Raw genomic sequence first — 20,842 nt, forward strand, 5'->3', positions numbered from 1 at the left:
ATAGAGGGCAAATGTGGGAGGGTTTTTGCCCTCAAGGTTGACCCGGTGTTGTCAGTTATTGCGTGAACAACACCTTCTCTCCCTGCGGCGAGGTGAACATCTTATCCCCGTCATGCCCAACCCCCGGCACTTCCACCAGCTTATGGCTCAACTGCGGATGGCGTTGCTTGAGGTAGTCAAAGTAGTTGTGCCCGCGAATCAGGCGATACGCGCCCTGGGTTTGGGCTTCGCAGCTTTTATCCAGCGCCGGGTGGTTGGGGTCGGTGTCTTGCTGGCCCAGCAGGTAGGTGATGTTGCGTGACACGTAGGTCTGCTCAAGCTGCTCGGCACTCTGGCCCTTGGCGTACGCCGGCAGGTTTTGCATGCCGTATTTCCAGTCGTTGAAGCCAGGGCAGCTGGCGACCTCGAACTTCACCGGCCGCTGTGGACTGAAGTAGGCGTAGGACGATGGGTTGGCCACCACGTAACGCAAGCTGATGCCGGCCGTTTGCAGCATCGGCTGGTCATGGCCGGTGAGGGCGAAGCGCTGCACCACCTGGCCACCGCCGGAATGGCCGGCGACCACGATTTCTTTCAGTGCCGGGAACAGCGTGCGGTTGCCCAAGTGCTTGATGATCTCGTCGAGGGCGCCGTAGGAGCTGATCTGGCCTGGGCCGGTCGAGGGTGTGCCGGCCATCCAGTCATCGCCCTTCCAGCGCAGCACTTGGTCGCCCAAGTGGTTGGGCTGGATGTCGGAAGTGTTGAGAAACTGCGGCGCGATGACTAGCGTGTTGGCGGCAACCCCTGCGTGTTCGGCGGCGTCTTCGCCGCTTTTGAGGTAAGTCTGCGCATTGCGCAGGCGCCCGTGCACGACGATCAACGCCCGGGTGACGTTGGGCAGCGGCTGGTTCCAGTCCTGGCTCAACCCCAGGCTGAGGTCACCGGCCTCCAGGTGAAAGCGATCAGGGCTGACCACGTTGATGGCATGCGCTTTCTCGGCGGCCCACGTGTTGGCGCAGAAGGTGGCTAACGCCCCCAGTACGAACCCCAATCGTCTGTTCATTTAGAGATTCTTCGCGGTAAAGGTATCGCATTGAGCGATCTGGCCCTGGGCGAAGCCGGTCTTGAACCAGCGAACCCGCTGCGCCGAGGTACCGTGGGTAAACGAGTCCGGCACGACGCGCCCTTGACCCTGTTGTTGCAAACGGTCATCGCCAATGGCGTTGGCCGCATTCAGTGCGGCTTCAATATCACCGGGCTCCAGCCAGTTCAGGCGTTTTTGCGCGCGGTTGGCCCAGACGCCGGCGAAGCAGTCGGCTTGCAGTTCTTGACGTACCAGCAGGCCACCATCGCCTTGCATCTGCATGCCTTGCTGGCGCGCAGCTTGAATCTTGGCCGAGATGCCCAGCAGCGTTTGTACGTGGTGCCCGACCTCGTGGGCGATCACATAAGCCTGGGCGAATTCACCGGAAGCCTGGAAGCGTTGGGACATTTCCCGGAAGAAATCCAGGTCCAGGTACACCTGTTGGTCGGCCGGGCAATAGAACGGGCCGCTGGCCGAGGTCGCGCCACCGCAGGCGGAGTTCACCCGGCCGCGGAACAGGATCAGTTTCGGGTTCTTGTAAACCAGGCCGTTTTCCTGGAACACCTGGGCCCAGGTGTCTTCGGTGTCGCCCAGGACGGCGCGTACGAAATCGGCTTGTTGGTCGTTGGCCGGCGGCGCCTGGCGCGACTGTGTGCTGACCGACGGTGCCTGCTCCATCTGGCCGCTCAACTGGCCGAGGATCTGCATCGGGTCCTGGCCGGTCAGCCAGCCAATGCCCACGATCAGCACAATCGCTGTCAGGCTCAGGCCCTTGCCGCCACCAAAGCGCATGCCACCACCGCCACCGCCACTGTCATCGCGGGCATCCACCACGTTGTCGCTGCGTCGGCCTTTTTTCCATAGCATGGGAGCAATCCTCTGTGTGCAAACCGTGATTGATTATGGTCGTTATTAACGGCAATAGCCTTCGCCGGTGGCGACGATCAGGCAGTCTTTTTTATCCGCCAGCCATTTCAGGCCAGTGGCCTCGCCGTCGCCGGCGCGCAGCAATTGCGGGCCGTCCGGGCGGGTGAAGGCGATACCGTCTTCGGCCGCTTCGCCCTTGAAGGTGCCGGAGTCGTCGGCGTCGAGGCCGTATCGCATGGTAAGAAGGTAGTGGCCCCGCCCAATGCTGTCATCCTTGGCGATGGTCAGGTTCAAGCCTTCGACGCCGATCCACTGGCCGACCCATTTGTCGGTAGGTGGGGTTTGCGGCACCAGGGTTGCTTGCACGGACGGTGGCGCGGGCTTGGGCGCTTCTTTCGCCTCTTTATTGCAGGCGGTCAGCAGTACGAGGGTAGAAAGAACAAAGAGTGTTTTTTTCATAACGGCAAAGCCTTGGTTAAAAAGTGTGCAACGCGTGGGCAAACGTGCAGCGTTGGACTCGGATCCCGTGATTTAGTGCGCTGTTCGCACGGTGTTTGGTTATGCTTTGGGGGCAGACTCCAGCCCGGCTGCTAGATTACCGGGTTGAGCGCTACCTTGTTCAGTGCTCAGCGTTCAGCTCGCCATGCAGAGAATTCAATGACTGTCAGTACCCCGCTCTCAGGTGTCAACCGCCCCTTCAAAGGCATCGTGCTGATTGTGGTGGCGACGTTTCTGTTCTCCAGCCACGATGCCTTGTCCAAATACCTGGCCGGGTTCTACCCCATCGTGATGGTGGTGTGGGCGCGGTACATGGTGCACACCTTGCTGATGGCCGGGATTTTCCTGCCGCAATCGGGCTTGCGCGTGTTGCGCAGCAAGCGGCCGGGAATGCAGGTGGTACGGGCGTTGTGCCTGTTGGGAACCAGCCTGTTTTTCACCTCGGCCTTGCATTACATCCCGTTGGCGGAAGCTACGGCGGTGAACTTTCTCGCGCCGATTCTGGTGACCGCCCTTTCGGTGCCGCTGCTCGGTGAGCATGTGACACGTGGCCAGTGGCTGGCGGTAATCTGCGGGTTTATCGGCGTGCTGGTGATCATCCATCCGGGCGGTGAGTTGTTCACCCCGGCGGTGTTGCTGCCGTTGTGCTCAGCGCTGTTCTTCTGTTTCTACCAACTGCTCACACGCATCCTCAGCCAATACGACACGCCGACCACCAGCAATTTTTTTGCCGGCCTGTGCAACACCTTGGTGATGAGTGCGCTGGTGCCGTTCTTTTGGCAGGTGCCAACCCTGTGGCACGGGGTAATGATGCTGGCGCTGGGCACCTGTGGGATGACGGCGCACTTGATGCTTACCCAGGCGTTCCGTTTCGCCGCCCCGGCGTTGCTGGCGCCGTTCGGTTATTGCCAGATCGTGTTCGCGGGGTTGTTGGGCTGGTTGGTGTTTGCCCATACCCCCGACGTGACCACGGTGATCGGCATCGGGGTGATTTGCATGAGCGGGTTGGCCGCTGCCTGGCAGCAGCGGCGGCGTTGAGTTACCGGTCGACGGTAGGAATCTTGCGCGGTGCCATGAAGTACATCCAGATCAGCGCAATGAAGTACATCGCGGGGATCAGGGTGAACAACACGGTGTAGTTGTTGTGGGTCACCGTGAGGATATGGCCCACGATCTGGGTCATGAACATGCCACCGATGGCCGCGCACATCCCGCCGAAACCGAACACCGTGCTCATCATGTGCTTGGGCGTGTAGTCCATCACCAGGCTCCAGATATTGGCGGTCCATGCCTGGTGGGCGCCGATGGCCAGGGAGATGGCGAACACCGCGACCCACAGCTGGCTGGAGCCGGCCGCCATGATCACCCCGACGATGCAGCAGGCAAACAACAGCATCGACAGCAGTCGCGCCTTGATCGAGTTCATCCCGCGGCCGATCAGGAACGACGACAGAATGCCCCCACCCACGCTGCCGAAATCGGCGGTCAGGTAAATGATGATCAGCGGGATGCCCATCTGAGTCACGTTAATGCCCAGGTTGTATTGCTGGTTCAGAAACGGCGGCAACCAGTACAGGTAGAACCAGAACACCGGTGCGGTCAGCGAATAGGCGAGGGCGAAGGCCCACGTGCCACGCATGCGCAGGATACGGCTGAACGGAACGCGGGGTTGTTCCGGCTCGACTTCCTGTTGCACGTAGTCCAGTTCGGATTGTTTGACGGTGGGGTGCTCTTCCGGGTTGTAGTACTTCAAGCCCCAGCACACCAGCCAGATACCGCCGAGCGCCGACATGCACAGGAACGCCGCCTGCCAGCCCCAGACGTGGAGGATCAACGGCAGCAGCATCGGCGTCATCATCGCCCCGACGTTGGTGCCGGCATTGAAGATACCGGTGGCCACTGCGCGCTCGCCGGCGGGGAACCACAGGCGGGTGGTCTTGACGCAGGCCGGGTAGTTGGCCGCTTCGGTCAGCCCGAGGATAAAGCGGCAGACCATAAAGCCCACGGCCGACGTGGCCAGGCCATGGGCGCCAGTGGCCAGGCTCCACAACAAAACGGCACAGAAGAACACGCGCTTGACGCCTACCCGGTCGATCAAGCGGCCTTGCAGCACAAAGCCGATGGCGTAGCCGACCTGGAACCAGAAGTTGATGTTGGCGTAGTCCATCGCCGTCCAACTCATTTCCTTGGCGAGGATCGGCTGCATTACGCCCAGGGCGGCGCGGTCGATGTAGTTCAGGGTGGTGGCGAAGAACACCAGGGCCAGCATGCCCCAGCGGGTTTTACCCACGGCCAGGGCGCCGCGGATCTTGTCGCCGATGCCGGCGTGCGGGTTGCCCGGGCGCTCGGCCAGGACGGAGTTTTGCGAAGGCATGAGGTCGTACCCGTTTTTTGAATTTTTTATGGTGTGTTCTGGGTCTTTTTTTCTATAAGGCTTGCGTGGTCGATGGTGCGCAGTGGTTAAAAAGTCGTCAATTCGCCAAAGGGGCATAGTGTTCGATAATCGCACCAAAAACTAACCGGTTCGTACATTTTAATTGCTGCCTGTAGGCTGGGGGCGAATAATTTGGTGCAAACAACAATGGCCGGGAGTCGCCCCATGCAACGTTCCATCGCTACCGTTTCCTTGAGCGGCACTTTGCCGGAAAAGCTGGAGGCCATCGCCGCCGCTGGGTTTGATGGCGTGGAAATCTTTGAGAACGACTTGTTGTATTACGATGGCAGCCCCCGGGAAGTTAGGCAGATGTGCGCTGACCTCGGTATTGCCATCACGTTGTTCCAGCCGTTTCGCGACTTTGAAGGTTGCCGCCGCGACCGCCTGGCGCGCAACCTGGAGCGCGCCGAGCGAAAGTTCGACCTGATGCAGGAGCTGGGTACCGACCTGGTGTTGGTGTGCAGCAACGCCTCGGCCGATTCGGTAGGCGATGAGCGTATCCTGCTCGACGATTTGAGCCTGCTGGCCGAACATGCCGGCCGCCGTGGCTTGCGCATCGGCTATGAGGCGCTGGCCTGGGGCAGGCATGTGAACACTTGGCAGCAGGTGTGGAACCTGGTGCGTCAGGTCGACCACCCAAGCCTTGGCGTGTTGCTCGACAGCTTCCATACCCTGTCGCTCAAGGGCGACCCCAGCGCCATCGCTGACATCCCTGGCGATAAGATCTTCTTTGTGCAAATGGCCGACGCACCGATCTTGGCCATGGATGTGCTGGAGTGGAGCCGGCATTTCCGTTGCTTCCCGGGCCAGGGCGAATTCGACCTCCCAGGCTTTCTGGCGCCGATCATCAAGAGTGGCTACACCGGGCCCTTGTCCCTGGAAATCTTCAACGACGGCTTTCGCGCGGCACCTACCCGGGCCAACGCGGCGGACGGCCTGCGCTCGTTGCTGTACCTGGAAGAGAAAACACGCCAGCGCCTGGCCGAGCAATCGTCCATCAAGCCCGCCGACATTCTGTTTGAAACCCCTGCGGCCAGTGAGTACGACGGTATCGAATTCCTGGAGTTCGCCGTGGATGAAAACCTCGCGGCCAAGCTCACGCAATGGCTGGAGCGCCTGGGCTTCGTCAAGGCCGGGCAACATCGTTCCAAGAGCGTCAGCCTGTTGCGCCAGGGTGATATCAACCTGATCCTCAATTGCGAACCCTATTCCTTTGCCCACAACTTTTTCGAGGCGCATGGCGCGTCGTTGTGCGCCACGGCGATTCGAGTCAAAGACAGTGCCAAGGCATTGGAGCGGGCGGTGGCCTACAAGGGCCAGCCTTATCGCGGCCTGGTGGGGCCCAACGAGCTGGAGTTGGCGGCGGTACGTGCGCCGGATGGCAGCCTGATTTATCTGGTCGACCAAAACAACGGCGGGCTGTACGACACCGACTTCAACCTGCAACCGGCCACCGCTTCCAGCGGCGGCTTGCTGCGCATCGACCATATGGCCATGGCCTTGCCTGCCGACAGCCTCGACAGTTGGGTGCTGTTCTACAAGAGCCTGCTGGACTTCGAGGCCGATGACGAAGTGGTACTGCCCGATCCTTATGGCCTGGTGAAAAGCCGTGCGTTGCGCAGCCGCTGCAGCTCGATTCGCTTGCCGCTGAATATTTCCGAGAACCGCAACACCGCCATTTCCCACGCACTGTCGAGTTATCGTGGCTCGGGTGTGCACCATATTGCTTTCGACTGTGCAGACATCTTTGCCGAAGTGCGCCGGGCCAAGGAAGCCGGCGTGCCGCTGCTGGATATCCCGCTCAACTACTATGACGACTTGGCCGCGCGTTTCGATTTTGACGATGAGTTCCTCAGCGAGTTGGCGTACTACAACGTGCTGTACGACCGAGACGCCCAGGGTGGTGAGTTGTTTCACGTGTACACCGAGGCGTTCGAAGGGCGGTTTTTCTTCGAGATCATCCAGCGCAAGAACGGTTATGCCGGCTACGGCGCAGCCAACGTGGCCGTGCGCCTGGCGGCTATGGCCAAATCCCGCAGCGGCGCGGCACGTCAGGCGCGATTGTAGCGACGGAGAGATGCTTCCTTCGCAGAGCGCCGCAGCCCATAATCACTGCCTGCATAACAATGGCCGTGAGCGCACCATGACCTCAAGTCCCGATCTCCCCGCGGTGTCAGACGCACCGCGCAAGAGTCGTAAGAACAATCCGGAAAAGACCCGCGAGAATATTCTCCAGGAAGCCATTGTCGAGTTTGTTCAGCAGGGCCTGTCCGGCGCTCGCGTGGACGCCATCGCCGAGCGCATCCATACCTCCAAGCGCATGATCTATTACTACTTCGGCAGCAAGGAGCAGTTGTACGTCGAAGTGCTGGAGAAGCTTTACGGCGATATCCGCAACACTGAAACGCGCATGAACCTCACGGCCCTGGAACCGCGCGAAGCGATTCGCCGGCTGGTGGAGTTCACCTTTGATCACCACGACCAGAATGTGGATTTCGTGCGTATTGTCAGCATCGAAAATATCCACAACGCCGAGTATGTGAAACGTTCTGATGCGATCAAGGCGATGAACAGCAACATCCTTGAAGGGCTGGGCGCCACCTTGCGCCGCGGTGCTGAAATGGGCTTGTTTCGCGAAGGGCTGGAGCCGTTGGACGTGCACTTGCTGATCAACTCGTTCAGCTTTTACCGAGTGTCCAACCGCCATACCTTCAGCGAGATTTTTCAGATCGAACTGTCGGATGAGGCGGTTAAACAACGGCATCGCGAGATGATTTGCGAGTCGGTGCTGCGCTACCTGCAAGCCTGAGAGCAGGTAACTCTCAAGGTAGAAAGGCAATCCATGTGGGAGGGGGCTTGCTCCCGATTGCGGTCTGTCGGCTAAGCATCTGCTGACTGATACACCGCCATCGGGAGCAAGCCCCCTCCCACATTTTTGGTTGGGTTTCTACAGTGAGATATTCATGCTCTGGTTTGCGAGTCGGTGCTGCGCTACCTGCAAGCCTGAGAGCAGGTAATTCTCAAGGTAGAAAGGCAATCCATGTGGGAGGGGGCTTGCTCCCGATTGCGGTCTGTCGGCTAAGCATCTGCTGACTGATACACCGCCATCGGGAGCAAGCCCCTCCCACATTTTTGGTTCGGTTTCTACAGTGAGATATTCATGCTCTGGTTTGCGAGTCGGTGCTGCGCTACCTGCAAGCCTGAGAGCAGGTAACTCTCAAGGTAGAAAGGCAATCCATGTGGGAGGGGGCTTGCTCCCGATTGCGGTCTGTCGGCTAAGCATCTGCTGGCTGAACACCGCCATCGGGAGCAAGCCCACATTTCTGGTTGGGTTTCTACAGTGAGTTATTCATGCTCTGGAAGTGCGCCAGCATTCGCTGCGTATCCGCCACCTCGCCACTGAACAACTCAAACGCCTTCACGGCCTGAAACACCGCCATATTCCCGCCGTCCAACGTACGGCAACCCAAAGCGCGGGCGTCGCGCAGCAGTTCGGTTTCCAGGGGGAAATACACGATTTCCGCGACCCACAGGTCAGCCCGCAATAACCCCGCGGGTACCGGCGTGCCCGGCAGTTTGGCCATGCCCATGGGGGTCGTGTTCACCAAACCATCGGCTTCGGCCATGGCGTTTTCCAGGTGGTGGCCGATGCGGGCGCGGCCGGCGCCGAAACGCTGGGTGAGGTTATCCACAAGGTCCCGGGCGCGGGCAATGTCTAGGTCGAAAACACTCAGTTGTTCCACACCCTCGGCCAGCAGGGCGTGGGCCACCGCAGCACCTGCGCCCCCGGCGCCCATCTGCACCACGCACTGGCGCGGCACATCATTGAAGTGGCGGCGAAAGCCCTCGGCAAACCCCAGGCAGTCGGTGTTATGGCCGATGCGCTTGCCGTCCTTGAACACCACCGTGTTGACTGCCCCAATGCCCCGGGCTTCGTCAGACAGCTCATCGAGTAACGGCAGGATCGCTTGTTTGCACGGGTAGGTAATGTTCAACCCGGTGAAGTGCATGTGTTCGGCGGCTCGTAGCAGGTCGGGCAGGGCGTTGGTGGTCAGTTGCAGCGGTTCAAGGTCGATCAGGCGATACAGGTAGCGCAAGCCCTGGGCGTCACCTTCCTGTTCATGCAGGGCGGGGGTGCGGGAAGCCTGGATACCGGCGCCGATCAGGCCGGCGAGAATACGCGGTTTCATCAGGTTCATCCCTTCAGCGCGTGGCTGAAATGTTCCAGGGCCAAGTGGTAGCCATGGCTGCCAAACCCGGCTAGCACGGCCTTGGCGACAGGTGACACAAACGAGTGATGACGAAACGCTTCACGTGCATGCACGTTGGATAAATGCACTTCGATCACTGGCACTTCACTGGCGACCAACGCATCACGAATCGCCACCGAGGTGTGGGTCCAGGCGGCCGGGTTAATCACGATACCGGCGCAGCGAGCACGGGCGCCGTGAATCCAGTCGAGCAGTTCGCCTTCATGGTTGGTCTGGCGAAACTCGATTTTCAGCCCGAGCTTGTCAGCACTGCGGCCACACAGGGCGGCGATGTCGGCCAGGGTTTCATGGCCATAAGTGGCAGGCTCGCGGGTGCCGAGCAAGTTGAGGTTGGGGCCGTTGAGCACCAGCACGATGGGCGGCATAAGAGGGGATCTCCACAGTTCTTATTGGTTGTGGAGATAAAATGTACTGAATGGTTAATTCGGTCAATTGATGGCAGGGGATGTGTTCGATTATCGAACGCTTAATCGAAAATCGGCAAACCAGCAGCTCCCCCACGGGAGCTGCGTGCCCCTGGGCTTATCGCCGAGTCAGCAAGACGCCGGATTCCATATGGTGCGTCCACGGGAACTGGTCAAACATTGCACACTGGGTGATACGGTGCGTGTCGTGCAGTTGCGCAATGTTTGCCGCCAGCGTTTCCGGGTTGCAGGAGATGTACAGGATGTTGTCGAAACGCCGCGTCAGTTCACAGGTGTCCGGGTCCATGCCCGCGCGGGGCGGGTCGACGAACACGCTACCGAACTCGTAGCTTTTCAGGTCGATGCCATGCAGGCGGCGGAACGGGCGCACTTCATTGAGGGCTTCGGTGAGTTCCTCGGCCGAGAGGCGCACCAGGGTAACGTTACCCACCGCGTTTTCATCGAGGTTGCTCAAGGCCGCATTGACAGAGGTCTTGCTGATCTCGGTCGCCAGCACCTTGCGCACGCGAGTGGCCAACGGCAGGGTGAAGTTGCCATTGCCGCAGTACAGCTCCAGTAAATCGTCCGGGCGATCGCCCAGCGCGTCGTAAGCCCAATTGAGCATCTTCTGGTTCACCGTACCGTTAGGCTGGGTGAAGGCGCCTTCGGGTTGGCGGTAGCTGAAGGTACGGCCACCGACGTCGAGTTTTTCCACCACATAGTCATGGCCGATGACGTCGCGCTTGCCCTTGGAGCGGCCGATGATGCTGACGTTCAAGTCGGCGGCCAATTGGTTCGCAGCGGCATGCCAGTGCGCGTCCAGCGGGCGGTGATAGCACAGCGTGATCATCGCGTCGCCGGCCAGCGTAGTGAGGAACTCCACCTGAAACAGTTTGTGGCTCAGGGCGGCGCTGGCTTGCCAGGCAGCCTTGAGTTGCGGCATCAACTGGTTGATGCGCTGGCTGGCAATGGGGAATGCTTCGATCAGGATCGGCGTGCGCTTGTCATCCTGGGAGAACATCGCGTAGTGGCGTTCACCGCCTTCGCGCCACAGGCGGAACTCCGCGCGCAGGCGGAAGTTCTGCAGGGGCGAATCGAAGACCTGCGGCTCGGGCGCATCGAACGGTGCCAGCAGGTCACGCAAGCGCGTGACCTTGTCTTGCAGTTGAGCGGTGTAGCTTGCGGCGTCAAAAGTCATGCGTTGAACCAGCCCAGCTTGATCACAAACAGAATCGACAGGATCACCAGTGCCGGGTTCAGCTCACGGTAGCGGCCCGAAAGCAGCTTGATGGCGGTCCAGGCGATGAAACCGAAGGCGATGCCGTTGGCGATGGAGTAAGTGAAGGGCATCGCCAGGGCGGTGATCACCACCGGCGCTGCAACGGTAATGTCGTCCCAGTCGATTTCGGCCAGGCCAGACGTCATCAGCACGGCCACGAACAGCAGGGCCGGAGCGGTGGCGAAGGCCGGCACGCTGGCGGCCAATGGCGAGAAGAACAGCGCCAGCAGGAACAGGATCGCGACCACGATGGCGGTCAAGCCGGTACGGCCGCCGGCACTCACACCGGCAGCGGACTCGATGTAGCTGGTGGTGGTCGAGGTGCCCAGCAAGGAGCCGGCCATCGCGGCAGTACTGTCAGCGATCAGCGCGCGGCCCATTTTCGGCATGTGGCCATCCTTGCCCATCAGGCCGGCGCGCTTGGCGACGCCGATCAGGGTGCCGGAGTTATCGAACAGGTCAACGAAGAGGAAGGCGAAGATCACGCTGACCAGGCCGATATCCCGCGCACCTTTGATGTCCAGCTGCAAAAAGGTCGGGGCCAGGGAGGGTGGCATCGACGTCACGCCGCCGAACGGGGTGACGCCCAGCAGGATGGAGACGATGGTCACTGCCAGGATGCCGATCAACACGGCGCCGCGTACCGCCAGGGCTTCCAGCGCGACGATCAGCATGAAGCCGAGCGTGGCGAGGATGGGCGCGGGTTGTTTCAGGTCGCCCAGGCCCACCAGGGTGGCCGGGTTGGCCACCACGATACCGGCGTTGTGCAGGGCGATCAGGGCCAGGAACAGGCCGATGCCGGCGGCAATCGCCGAGCGCAGGGGTAGGGGGATGCTGTTGATGATCCACTCACGGATGCGGAAGATCGACAGCAGGAAGAACAGCACCGCCGAAATGAACACCGCACCCAGGGCAACCTGCCAGGTATGGCCCATGTGCAGGACCACGGTGTAGGTAAAGAAGGCGTTCAGGCCCATGCCGGGTGCCAGGGCGATCGGGTAGTTGGCGATCAGGCCCATCACGGTCGAGCCGATGGCGGCGGCCAGGCAGGTCGCGACGAAGACCGCGCCCTTGTCCATGCCGGTCTCGCCGAGGATGCTCGGGTTCACGAACAGGATGTAGGCCATGGCCAGGAATGTCGTGATCCCCGCGAGTATCTCGGTGCGCACGTTGGTGTTGTGTGCTTTGAGTTGAAACAGCTTTTCCAGCATGCCGGCTCCCTGTGACGCTATTTTGCGTCGTTATTTGTTGACCTCTAAGTCAAAGCACAAACTGCGCCAAGCGCCTGTGGTTTCAGAGAGGATCGGAAAAAGCGGCGCATCATACCAGCAGCCGAAGGCTGTGTGGCGCATGGCCTTAAGGCATACTGCGCCGACGTTTAATACAGGGTCGTTAACAGCATGAAAAAAGCCAACGCGTGGAGCCTAGCCCTGATCGCCTGTATCAGCCTGTGGTTGGGCTCGGCACCGGCGTGGGGCGCAGCTGCACCGGCCTTGAGCGAGGTGAGGGTGTTCAAGGTCGAATCGGCGCGTTGCAGTGAAACCATTCCCGAGCGGGCGCAAAGCACCCAGATGTGCGAGCACCGCGGGCCCACCAAGGTATCGGTGATGGAGGTCGGCCTGGGCAACAACCCGATGGGCCGTTTCGATGGTGCGCAGTTGAATGGGCAACGCACGCCGGTGTGCCAGGTCGGCAACATCAGTCAAACCTGTAACGGCGCCGGTACGCTGATGGGCTACATCTATGTGTTCGACCTGAATGTCGAAGCCCAGGGTTGGTTTGAATTCAGCAATACCTCGATCAACGGCCCGCAAAACACCCTGAAGACGATGCTCAATATCCGCTGACTCACACCTTGGCCTCGTCCACCGGCACATGCATGCGGTCGCGGTTGGCCAGGCTCGGGAACAGTTTGATCCATACCCCAGTGACCAGCAGCGTACCGATCCCGCCCATGACCACCGCGGGCACGGTGCCGAACCAGTGGGCGGTGATGCCGGACTCGAATTCACCCAATTGATTGGACGCGCCGATAAACAGGCCATTGACCGCACTGACCCTGCCGCGCATTTCATCCGGTGTTTCCAGCTGCACGAACGATGCACGGATCACCATGCTGATCATGTCAGCCGCACCCAAGACCACCAGCACCGCCAGGGAAAACCAGAACGAGGTCGACAGGCCGAACGCGATGGTCGCCACGCCGAAGACGCCGACGGCAGTGAACATCACGCGGCCCACCTGACGGTCCACCGAGCACCGCGCCAGCCACAATGACATCAGCAACGCCCCCACCGCCGGTGCCGAACGCAGCAGGCCCAGGCCCCAGGCGCCGGTCAGCAGGATGTCCTTGGCGAACACTGGCAACAACGCGGTCGCGCCGCCCAACAGCACGGCAAACAAGTCCAGGGAGATGGCACCGAGGATGTCCGGGCGGCTACGGATAAAGCGAATGCCGGCCAGCAGTGAATCCAGGGTGGCCTTGGCTTTGTTCAGCGGGGTCTGGCGGGCCGGCAGGTTCAGCGTCAGCACGCAGGCGATCAGGTACAGCGCCACGGTCGGGCCGTAAACCCACACACTGCCAAACGCGTAGAGCAAACCGCCGAGGGCCGGTGCGACAATGGTTGCCAACTGCTGGGCCGACTGCGACGAGGCCACGGCCCGCGGGAACAGCGCGCTGGGCACGATGCTTGGCAGCAGCGCCTGGGTGGTGGGCATTTCAAACGAACGCGCGGCACCCAGCAGGAAGGCCAGGATAAAGATCATCTCGCGGGTCACATTGCCGGTCAGGCCGCCGATGGCCAGGGCCAAGGCGATCAGCGCTTGTACGGTCTGGCAGATGGCAGCGACCTTGCGCCGCTCATAACGATCGGCCACGTGCCCGGTGTGCAGCATGAACAGCACGCGTGGCACGAATTCGACCAGGCCAACCAAACCCAGGTCCAGCACATTGCCGGTCAGTTGGTAGAGGTTCCAGCCGATGGCCACGGTGAGCATCTGGAAGCCGCTGGCGGTGAAGATCCGCGCCAGCCAGAACGCGATGAAAGGGCGGTGGTGACGTAACAGCAACGCGGGTTCACTAGGCATCTGGAATTCAGGTCGGGACCGGGGGGAACGGCGAGATTAGCATCAAGCCGTAACAAAGAGTTGCCAGGTTTTAACGGGCAAGCGCCGGGCTGAGGCAAGCTGTCACGCGGCAAAAGACCACACAGTTCATTTTTGAAAATGCGACTACTCTTTCATCAATGCTTGATCCAGATCAAAACCAGCCCCGGGATTGTTCTGGCGGCCGAAGGGCCAGATTCCCTGCGTGTTTGGTAAAAAAAGAAACGAATTGAAGTTCGCCACACTCCATAACCGTGGGGGCAGTGGGTGCAGGCTCCCAGCCAGCAGCCGGTATTACCTGACAGAGGAAGACTTATGTTCGGTTTGGAGGCGCTAGATCTCGCCCGAATTCAATTCGCGTTCACCATCTCGTTTCACATCCTGTTCCCGGCGATCACCATCGGCCTGGCCAGTTACCTTGCGGTCCTGGAGGGCTTGTGGCTCAAGACCCACAACGATACCTACCGTGACCTCTACCATTTCTGGTCGAAAATCTTTGCCGTCAACTTCGGCATGGGTGTGGTCTCCGGCTTGGTCATGGCCTACCAGTTCGGCACCAACTGGAGCCGCTTCTCGGACTTCGCCGGCGCCGTCACCGGGCCGTTGCTGACGTACGAGGTGCTTACGGCCTTCTTCCTCGAAGCCGGTTTCCTCGGAGTGATGCTCTTCGGCTGGAACAAGGTGGGGCGCAAGCTGCACTTCTTCGCCACGGTGATGGTGGCCGTGGGTACGCTGATCTCCACGTTCTGGATTCTCTCGTCCAACAGCTGGATGCAGACGCCTCAAGGCTTTGAAATCGTCGACGGCCGCGTGATTCCTACCGATTGGCTGGCCGTTGTCTTCAACCCGTCCTTCCCCTACCGCCTGGCGCATATGGCGACTGCGGCGTTTGTGGCCACCGCGTTCTTCGTCGGCTCTTCGGCGGCCTGGCACTTGCTGCGGGGCAAGGACAACCCGGCGATCCGCACCATGTTGTCGATGGCGATGTGGATGGCTTTGATCGTCGCGCCTATCCAGGCGGTGATCGGTGACTTCCATGGCCTCAATACGCTCAAGCACCAGCCGGCGAAAATCGCCGCGATTGAAGGCCATTGGGAAAATATCGGCAACGAGCCAACGCCGCTGATCCTGTTCGGCTGGCCCGACATGAAGGCCGAGAAAACCAAATACGCCGTCGAGATCCCATATCTGGGCAGCCTGATCCTGACGCACTCCCTGGATAAGCAGGTGCCGGCCCTCAAGGAGTTCCCGCCTGAAGACCGCCCTAACTCGACCATCGTATTCTGGTCGTTCCGGGTCATGGTTGGCCTGGGTTTCCTGATGATTTTCACCGGCCTGTTCAGCCTCTGGTTGCGCAAGGGCGACAAGATGTACACGTCCAAGCCGTTCCTGTACCTGGCGCTTTGGATGGGCCCGTCTGGCCTGATCGCGATTCTTGCCGGTTGGTTTACCACCGAAATCGGCCGTCAGCCGTGGGTGGTCTATGGGTTGATGCGCACGGCGGATGCTTCGTCCGGGCATAGCCTGGCGCAGATGACCATCACCCTGGTGTTGTTCGTGGTGGTGTACTTCGCGCTGTTTGGCGCAGGTTTGGGTTACATGATGCGCCTGGTGCGCAAAGGGCCCCAGACCCACGAAGGCAGCGAGCCAACCCACGGTGGCCCTGGGCAGAAACGTACACCGGCCCGTCCGTTGTCCGCGGCCGATGATGGCCACGATGACGACCACACCCACATCCAGCACAAGGGGAATTGAGATGGGTATTGATCTTCCGCTGATCTGGGCCGTGATCATCATCTTCGGCATCATGATGTACGTGGTCATGGACGGCTTCGACCTGGGTATCGGCATTCTCTTTCCGTTTATTCCGGGCAAAGTCGACCGTGATGTGATGATGAACACCGTGGCCCCGGTATGGGACGGTAACGAAACCTGGCTGGTATTGGGGGGCGCGGCGTTGTTCGGTGCGTTCCCGCTGGCCTATTCGGTGGTGTTGTCGGCGTTGTACCTGCCGCTGATCCTGATGCTGATCGGTTTGATCTTCCGGGGTGTGGCCTTCGAGTTTCGCTTCAAGGCCAAGGACGATAAGCGTCACCTGTGGGACAAGGCGTTTATCGGCGGCTCCCTTGCGGCGACCTTCTTCCAGGGCGTGGCGCTGGGAGCGTTTATCGACGGTATCCCGGTGGTCAACCGCCAGTTTGCCGGTGGTTCGCTGGATTGGCTGACGCCCTTCACGATGTTCTGTGGTGTCGCGTTGGTTGTTGCCTATGCACTGCTCGGTTGCACCTGGTTGATCATGAAGACCGAAGGCAAGTTGCAGGAGCAGATGCATAACCTGGCGCGGCCGTTGGCTTTCGTGGTGTTGGCGGTGATCGGCATCGTCAGCCTGTGGACGCCGCTGGCGCACCCGGAAATCGCCTCGCGCTGGTTTACCCTGCCGAACCTGTTCTGGTTCCTGCCCGTACCGATCCTGGTACTGGTGACCATGTACGGCTTGATCCGCGCCGTGGCCCGCAATGCACACTACACGCCGTTCCTGCTGACCCTGGTGCTGATCTTCCTCGGCTACAGCGGCCTGGGGATCAGCCTGTGGCCGAACATCATTCCGCCGTCAGTCTCTATCTGGGACGCCGCGGCGCCGCCGCAAAGCCAAGGTTTCATGCTGGTGGGCACGTTGTTCATCATCCCGTTCATCCTGGGCTACACCTTCTGGAGCTACTACGTGTTCCGCGGCAAGGTCACCCACGAAGACGGCTATCACTAGGAGGGGCGTGACATGTCCGGCAAGCCGTCGTTGCACGAGATTGAACAGGCCGAGAAACAGCCGTTATGGCGGCGCCTGGGGTGGCTGGCGATGATCTGGACCGGCAGTGTGCTGGCCCTGTTTATCGTGGCCAGCCTGATGCGCATGTTCATGAGTGCGGCCGGCCTGACCACTCACTGACATCCCGATCCGGGCCCGACGGCCCGGTTTCCAAGCCCTCTTCATGAGGGCTTTTTTTATTTGCGCGCCTTGAGAATGACGAACTTCGGCGTAGCGGCCACTTGCTCGACGCCGCGGAACAGTCGCGCCAACTTGCTGTGATAGCCCAAGTGACGGTTACCGACGATGTACAGGGCGCCACCCACTACCAGTGCCTCTCGCGCCTGCTGGAACATGCGCCAGGCGAGGAAGTCGCCCACCACTTGTTGTTGGTGGAACGGTGGGTTGCACAGCACCACATCCAACGATTGCGGTTCTTGGCCGGCCAGACCGTCGCCGGCGCGCACCACGACGTCGCGCTCACCCAGGGCGGCTTGCCAATTCTCGGCAGCGGACTGCACCGCCATGTAGGACTCATCCACCAGGGTGTAGTGCGCGTCGGGGTTTTGCAGGGCGCTGGCAATCGCCAATACGCCATTGCCGCAGCCCAGGTCCGCGACTCGGGCACTGCCCAGGTTGTTTGGCAGATGCGGCAGGAAGGCGCGCGTGCCGATGTCCAGGCTCTCGCGACAGAACACGTTGGCATGGTTGCGCAACTCGATGGCTGGCGTGTCCAGCGTGTAGCGAGTGGGGTAGGGCGAGACCGCTGCCGGGCGATCCCCAACGGTGGCGATCAGCAGCCGCGCTTTTTTTACCGCCAGTGAAGCGTGCATCGGCCCGATGTACTGCTCCAGCAACTCGCCGGCCGCTCGCGGCAGGTGCTTGACCATTGCCCCGGCAATGACTTCGGCGCCTGGTGCCAGTTGGCCCTGTAGGCGGATCAGTTGTTCTTCCAGCAACGCCAGGGTCTTCGGCACGCGGACCAGCACCCGGTCGAAAGGCCCGGTGGGGGCCTGGCTGGCAGGAACGAACGTCACCGCATCAAAGGCCCGGCCGTTGCGCACCAGGTTTTTTTCCAACCCCTGGGCGGCGAGGAACGAGTCTGTGCTGGATGTCACCTGCACCTGGCCTTCAAGGCTGGCCGCCAGGGCTCCGAAGCTGTCATTGAGGATCAGCACGCGGGTTGCCGCGTTCGGCTGCTGTGCGGCGAGGTGGCTGAGCAGGTATTCGTCAGCGGCATCGAACGCTTGCAGCGGATCATTGTGTTGCTCTGGCTGGCGAATCAGATCGAGCTGGGCGAAGGGGCTGTCGAGCAGGGGCATGTCGAGGGAGGCTCTGGGTAATCGGCGGGACCGTCTGAGTGAACGACGAAGCAAAGCCCGAAGGGGCTGCATCAACACTCAGAATTGGCCACAAATGTTACTTTTTTTTGAGCGCAATGACATGCGGTGTTTCTTGCGTCGGCTAAAACAACCCGGCTTTCGAGGCGCAGAGCACTGCGGCGATCTTATTATTGACCCCCAGTTTCTTGAACGTACTGCTGATATGAAAGCCCACCGTTCGCTCTGACAGGCAGAGGATCGTGGCGATATCCGATGCGGTCTTGCCCATGGCAGACCATTTGAGGATTTCTGTCTCCCGTGGGGTTAATTTGCTGGGGGAGTGGGCACTGGTTGTATCGGCATATTTTTGCGCCACCGCCGCGTGCATTGCATGGCATAGCCATAAGACCTGGCCCGCCTTTTCATACAGTTCCTGTGGGGTGACCTCGCCAGTGCTTCGGCCCAGGGTCAGCATGCTGTAGACACCTTGAAAATCATGCACCGGTTGCGTCCATGCTAAATGTACGCCAAACGATTGAGCCATCGACCACAAGCCAGGAGCGGTTTCGAACGCCTTTTGGTCCCAGACAATAGGCAATACGCAGCGCTTGCAGTGGGCAACAATCGGGTCAACGTCAAAGAAGTGTGCTTGTTGATAAAGTCTTGACCATTCGTTTGGGTAGTTATTGATTTGAATAGGTTTAGTTTGAAAATCATTGAGTTGAGAGCTCATCGTGAATGAACAGTATTGGAAGCCGAGTTCATAGGTATGGTTGACGACCATTTCAAACACGTTAGTGAGCTCGGTTTTACCTTCCAGCTTGGGGAGGCGAGTGTTGCGCCAGTTCACCATTTGCAAATCTCCATGTGTGGCTGTGTCGCTTGGGTACGTCCTGATCCCGAGGGTTAACGGAAATTAGTGTAGGGCATGGCCTACACTAAACAGTGAATAAAATGTCAGTTACAAGGCGAGGGCCGGTGCCTGAGTTGTACATTTGCATTTGACTTTGTATAGGAAATTTCGGGGCGTCATGACTTTTTGATTGAATTTAAGGGGTTATAGATAGTGTCAGAGTGATAGCGCTTAAATACACTGTGTCATCTAGCGTCAGGTCATTCATGCAGTTATAGCTAAATAGTTAGTCTCAAATAACGATTAACCGTTTAGTTCAGGGGCGGCGCCTTTGTGCAGGCTTGCTGGCAATCGCCTCGGCCGGTGGCAATGCCAGTACAAATCAGCGGTGTTTGCGCGACCTGCTTTGAGGGACACTAGGGGCCTGTGCAAAACGGAGCCCCCCATGACGGCCAGTGCTGAAAAATTTACCCGCCAGACCTTGCTCGACGTGCAATCGCTGACCCCCAGCCTCTTCACTCTGCGCACCACCCGCGACCCCGGCTTTCGTTTTACCGCCGGCCAGTTTGTGCGCCTGGGGGTGACCAAGGCGGATGGCAGCACCGTATGGCGCGCCTATTCCATTGTCTCTTCGCCGTTTGACGAGCACCTCGACTTCTTTTCCATTGTCGTTCCGGGTGGCGAGTTCACCAGCGAACTGAGCCACCTGAAGGTGGGCGATACCTTGATGGTCGAGCGCCAGGCCACGGGCTTCCTGACCCTGAACCGCTTTGTGGACGGGCGTGACTTGTGGCTGCTGGGCACCGGTACCGGTGTGGCACCGTTCCTGTCGATCCTGCAGGACTTCGAGGTCTGGGAGAAATTCGAGCGTATCGTTCTGGTATACAGCGCCCGGGAGGCCAAGGAGTTGGCGTACCAGTCGCTGATCAAGGAGCTGGGGACACGTGAGTACCTGGCTGAATACGCTCACAAGCTTACTTACCTCCCTATCGTCACCCGTGAGCAGCATCCGGGCACGTTGAATGGGCGCATCACTACGTTGATCGAGAATGGCGAACTGGAGCGTGTTGCGGGTGTTGAGTTGACGGCGCAACACTCCCGCGTGCTGATTTGCGGCAACCCGCAGATGGTCGATGACACCCGCCAACTGCTCAAGCAGCGCGACATGCAACTGAGCTTGAGCCGACGTCCAGGGCAGGTCGCGGTGGAAAACTACTGGTAGAAAAAAGGCGCCTCATGAGGCGCCTTTCTTGATCCGCTGGTTAAAGCGGTTTGTTGTTCTGGGCTTTGAGCAGGTCACGAATCTCCGTGAGCAGTTCTTCCTCTTTGGTCGGTGTCGGCGGCAGGGTCGGGGCCACAGCCTCTTCACGCTTGAGGCGGTTGATGGCCTTGACGCCCATGAAGATCGCAAATGCAATGATCACGAAGTCAATGATGCTCTGGATGAACTTGCCATAAGCCATGACCACAGCCGGCGCATTGCCTTGTGCCGCTTTGAGCGTCACGGCCAGGTCAGCGAAGTCCACACCACCGATCAGCAGACCGATGGGAGGCATCACCACGTCCCCTACAAATGAGGAAACAATTTTGCCGAAGGCGGCGCCGATGATAATACCGACGGCCATATCGACCACATTGCCTTTTACCGCGAAGGCCTTGAACTCACTGATCACGCCCATAGGTTATTCCTTGTTACAGATGAGAAGGGTGGAGGTCAGTGTAATTCAGTCATAGACGGCTTGCGCGACACAACTGTTAACACTGTCAATTTTTATCGACACATTAAATCGCAAATAGTTTGCAAAGTGCCATCAATCGCGCGCGAAATACTCGCCATTTCAGCGGGTTACCACATTATTTTCTTAATCGGGCCTGTGGTGTTTTTCTATTTATCTTCTGACCCGCAGGTCACTAGCCTCTGGCAAGCACAACTGAATGTGCAC

The 20,842-nt window shown here is 59.8% G+C and carries 20 protein-coding genes; 8 read left to right on the top strand and 12 right to left on the bottom strand.

From position 1 onward, the window contains the following. Nucleotides 1-55 precede the first annotated feature (55 nt). Genes M5B43_RS17785 through M5B43_RS17795 form a run of 3 tightly spaced genes read right to left on the bottom strand, consistent with a single transcriptional unit; the run spans nt 56 to nt 2,389 of the window. Nucleotides 56-1,042, bottom strand: a complete 987-nt coding sequence (locus tag M5B43_RS17785) for an alpha/beta hydrolase (RefSeq protein WP_248751316.1) — start codon at nt 1,040-1,042, stop codon at nt 56-58. Then, complete coding sequence (locus M5B43_RS17790; RefSeq protein ID WP_248751317.1) at nt 1,043-1,930, bottom strand: neutral zinc metallopeptidase; 888 nt, start codon at nt 1,928-1,930, stop codon at nt 1,043-1,045. 45 nt (nt 1,931-1,975) lie between these two features. After that, nucleotides 1,976-2,389, bottom strand: a complete 414-nt coding sequence (locus M5B43_RS17795; protein WP_248751318.1) for a lipoprotein — start codon at nt 2,387-2,389, stop codon at nt 1,976-1,978. A 198-nt stretch (nt 2,390-2,587) separates the two neighbouring features. Between M5B43_RS17795 and M5B43_RS17800 the strand changes: the two genes are divergently transcribed. Further along, on the top strand, nt 2,588-3,466 hold the full coding sequence (locus tag M5B43_RS17800) for a DMT family transporter (protein WP_248751319.1): 879 nt from the start codon (nt 2,588-2,590) through the stop codon (nt 3,464-3,466). A 1-nt stretch (nt 3,467) separates the two neighbouring features. On the opposite strand, the gene M5B43_RS17805 is transcribed toward M5B43_RS17800, so the two are convergent. Further along, complete coding sequence (locus tag M5B43_RS17805; RefSeq protein ID WP_248751320.1) at nt 3,468-4,802, bottom strand: MFS transporter; 1,335 nt, start codon at nt 4,800-4,802, stop codon at nt 3,468-3,470. Nucleotides 4,803-5,027: 225 nt separating this feature from the next. On the opposite strand from M5B43_RS17805, the gene quiC reads away from it, so the two are divergent. Then, complete coding sequence (gene quiC, locus M5B43_RS17810) at nt 5,028-6,929, top strand: 3-dehydroshikimate dehydratase QuiC (protein ID WP_248751321.1); 1,902 nt, start codon at nt 5,028-5,030, stop codon at nt 6,927-6,929. 76 nt (nt 6,930-7,005) lie between these two features. Beyond that, the gene (locus tag M5B43_RS17815; protein WP_248751322.1) at nt 7,006-7,671 is read left to right on the top strand and encodes a TetR/AcrR family transcriptional regulator; all 666 of its coding nucleotides are present in this window, start codon (nt 7,006-7,008) and stop codon (nt 7,669-7,671) included. Between the two features lie 526 nt (nt 7,672-8,197). Here M5B43_RS17815 and M5B43_RS17820 read toward each other — a convergent pair. The 4 genes from M5B43_RS17820 to M5B43_RS17835 form a co-directional block, all read right to left on the bottom strand. Continuing rightward, nucleotides 8,198-9,055, bottom strand: a complete 858-nt coding sequence (locus M5B43_RS17820) for a shikimate dehydrogenase (RefSeq protein ID WP_248751340.1) — start codon at nt 9,053-9,055, stop codon at nt 8,198-8,200. 2 nt (nt 9,056-9,057) lie between these two features. Further along, a complete protein-coding gene (gene aroQ / locus M5B43_RS17825; RefSeq protein WP_248751323.1) occupies nt 9,058-9,498 on the bottom strand; it encodes a type II 3-dehydroquinate dehydratase in 441 nt (146 codons plus the stop codon). A gap of 157 nt (nt 9,499-9,655) precedes the next feature. Beyond that, nucleotides 9,656-10,735, bottom strand: a complete 1,080-nt coding sequence (gene trmA, locus M5B43_RS17830; protein ID WP_248751324.1) for a tRNA (uridine(54)-C5)-methyltransferase TrmA — start codon at nt 10,733-10,735, stop codon at nt 9,656-9,658. Then, entirely contained in the window at nt 10,732-12,027 is a 1,296-nt protein-coding gene (locus tag M5B43_RS17835) for an NCS2 family permease (RefSeq protein ID WP_248751325.1), read from the bottom strand. Before M5B43_RS17835 ends, trmA begins: the two co-directional genes overlap by 4 nt. A gap of 189 nt (nt 12,028-12,216) precedes the next feature. Here M5B43_RS17835 and M5B43_RS17840 point away from each other — a divergent pair, with 189 nt between their 5' ends. Next, nucleotides 12,217-12,663, top strand: coding sequence for a DUF4879 domain-containing protein (locus M5B43_RS17840; protein WP_248751326.1), 447 nt, complete (start codon nt 12,217-12,219; stop codon nt 12,661-12,663). A gap of 1 nt (nt 12,664) precedes the next feature. On the opposite strand, the gene M5B43_RS17845 is transcribed toward M5B43_RS17840, so the two are convergent. Further along, a complete protein-coding gene (locus tag M5B43_RS17845; RefSeq protein ID WP_248751327.1) occupies nt 12,665-13,903 on the bottom strand; it encodes an MFS transporter in 1,239 nt (412 codons plus the stop codon). Between the two features lie 333 nt (nt 13,904-14,236). Here M5B43_RS17845 and M5B43_RS17850 point away from each other — a divergent pair, with 333 nt between their 5' ends. The 3 genes from M5B43_RS17850 to M5B43_RS17860 are packed head-to-tail and all read left to right on the top strand — an operon-like array spanning nt 14,237 to nt 16,865. Further along, nucleotides 14,237-15,676 (top strand): cytochrome ubiquinol oxidase subunit I, encoded by a 1,440-nt coding sequence (locus M5B43_RS17850; protein ID WP_248751328.1) that lies wholly within the window; start codon nt 14,237-14,239, stop codon nt 15,674-15,676. Nucleotide 15,677: 1 nt separating this feature from the next. Continuing rightward, nucleotides 15,678-16,685, top strand: coding sequence for a cytochrome d ubiquinol oxidase subunit II (cydB, locus tag M5B43_RS17855; RefSeq protein ID WP_110621842.1), 1,008 nt, complete (start codon nt 15,678-15,680; stop codon nt 16,683-16,685). Nucleotides 16,686-16,697: 12 nt separating this feature from the next. Continuing rightward, nucleotides 16,698-16,865 carry a DUF2474 domain-containing protein gene (locus M5B43_RS17860; protein WP_248751329.1) on the top strand — a complete coding sequence of 56 codons (168 nt, stop codon included), beginning with the start codon at nt 16,698-16,700 and terminating at the stop codon, nt 16,863-16,865. 56 nt (nt 16,866-16,921) lie between these two features. On the opposite strand, the gene M5B43_RS17865 is transcribed toward M5B43_RS17860, so the two are convergent. Continuing rightward, entirely contained in the window at nt 16,922-18,046 is a 1,125-nt protein-coding gene (locus M5B43_RS17865; RefSeq protein WP_248751330.1) for a class I SAM-dependent methyltransferase, read from the bottom strand. Nucleotides 18,047-18,188: 142 nt separating this feature from the next. Then, a complete protein-coding gene (locus M5B43_RS17870) occupies nt 18,189-18,899 on the bottom strand; it encodes a LuxR family transcriptional regulator (protein ID WP_248751331.1) in 711 nt (236 codons plus the stop codon). A 445-nt stretch (nt 18,900-19,344) separates the two neighbouring features. Between M5B43_RS17870 and M5B43_RS17875 the strand changes: the two genes are divergently transcribed. Then, the gene (locus tag M5B43_RS17875) at nt 19,345-20,121 is read left to right on the top strand and encodes a ferredoxin--NADP reductase (protein ID WP_248751332.1); all 777 of its coding nucleotides are present in this window, start codon (nt 19,345-19,347) and stop codon (nt 20,119-20,121) included. Between the two features lie 40 nt (nt 20,122-20,161). Here the strand turns inward: M5B43_RS17875 and mscL are convergent, their stop codons facing one another. Next, nucleotides 20,162-20,578, bottom strand: a complete 417-nt coding sequence (mscL, locus tag M5B43_RS17880; RefSeq protein ID WP_248751333.1) for a large-conductance mechanosensitive channel protein MscL — start codon at nt 20,576-20,578, stop codon at nt 20,162-20,164. Nucleotides 20,579-20,842 lie beyond the last annotated feature (264 nt).

The organism is Pseudomonas sp. MWU15-20650, assembly GCF_023242475.1.
Classification (GTDB): Bacteria; Pseudomonadota; Gammaproteobacteria; order Pseudomonadales; family Pseudomonadaceae; genus Aquipseudomonas.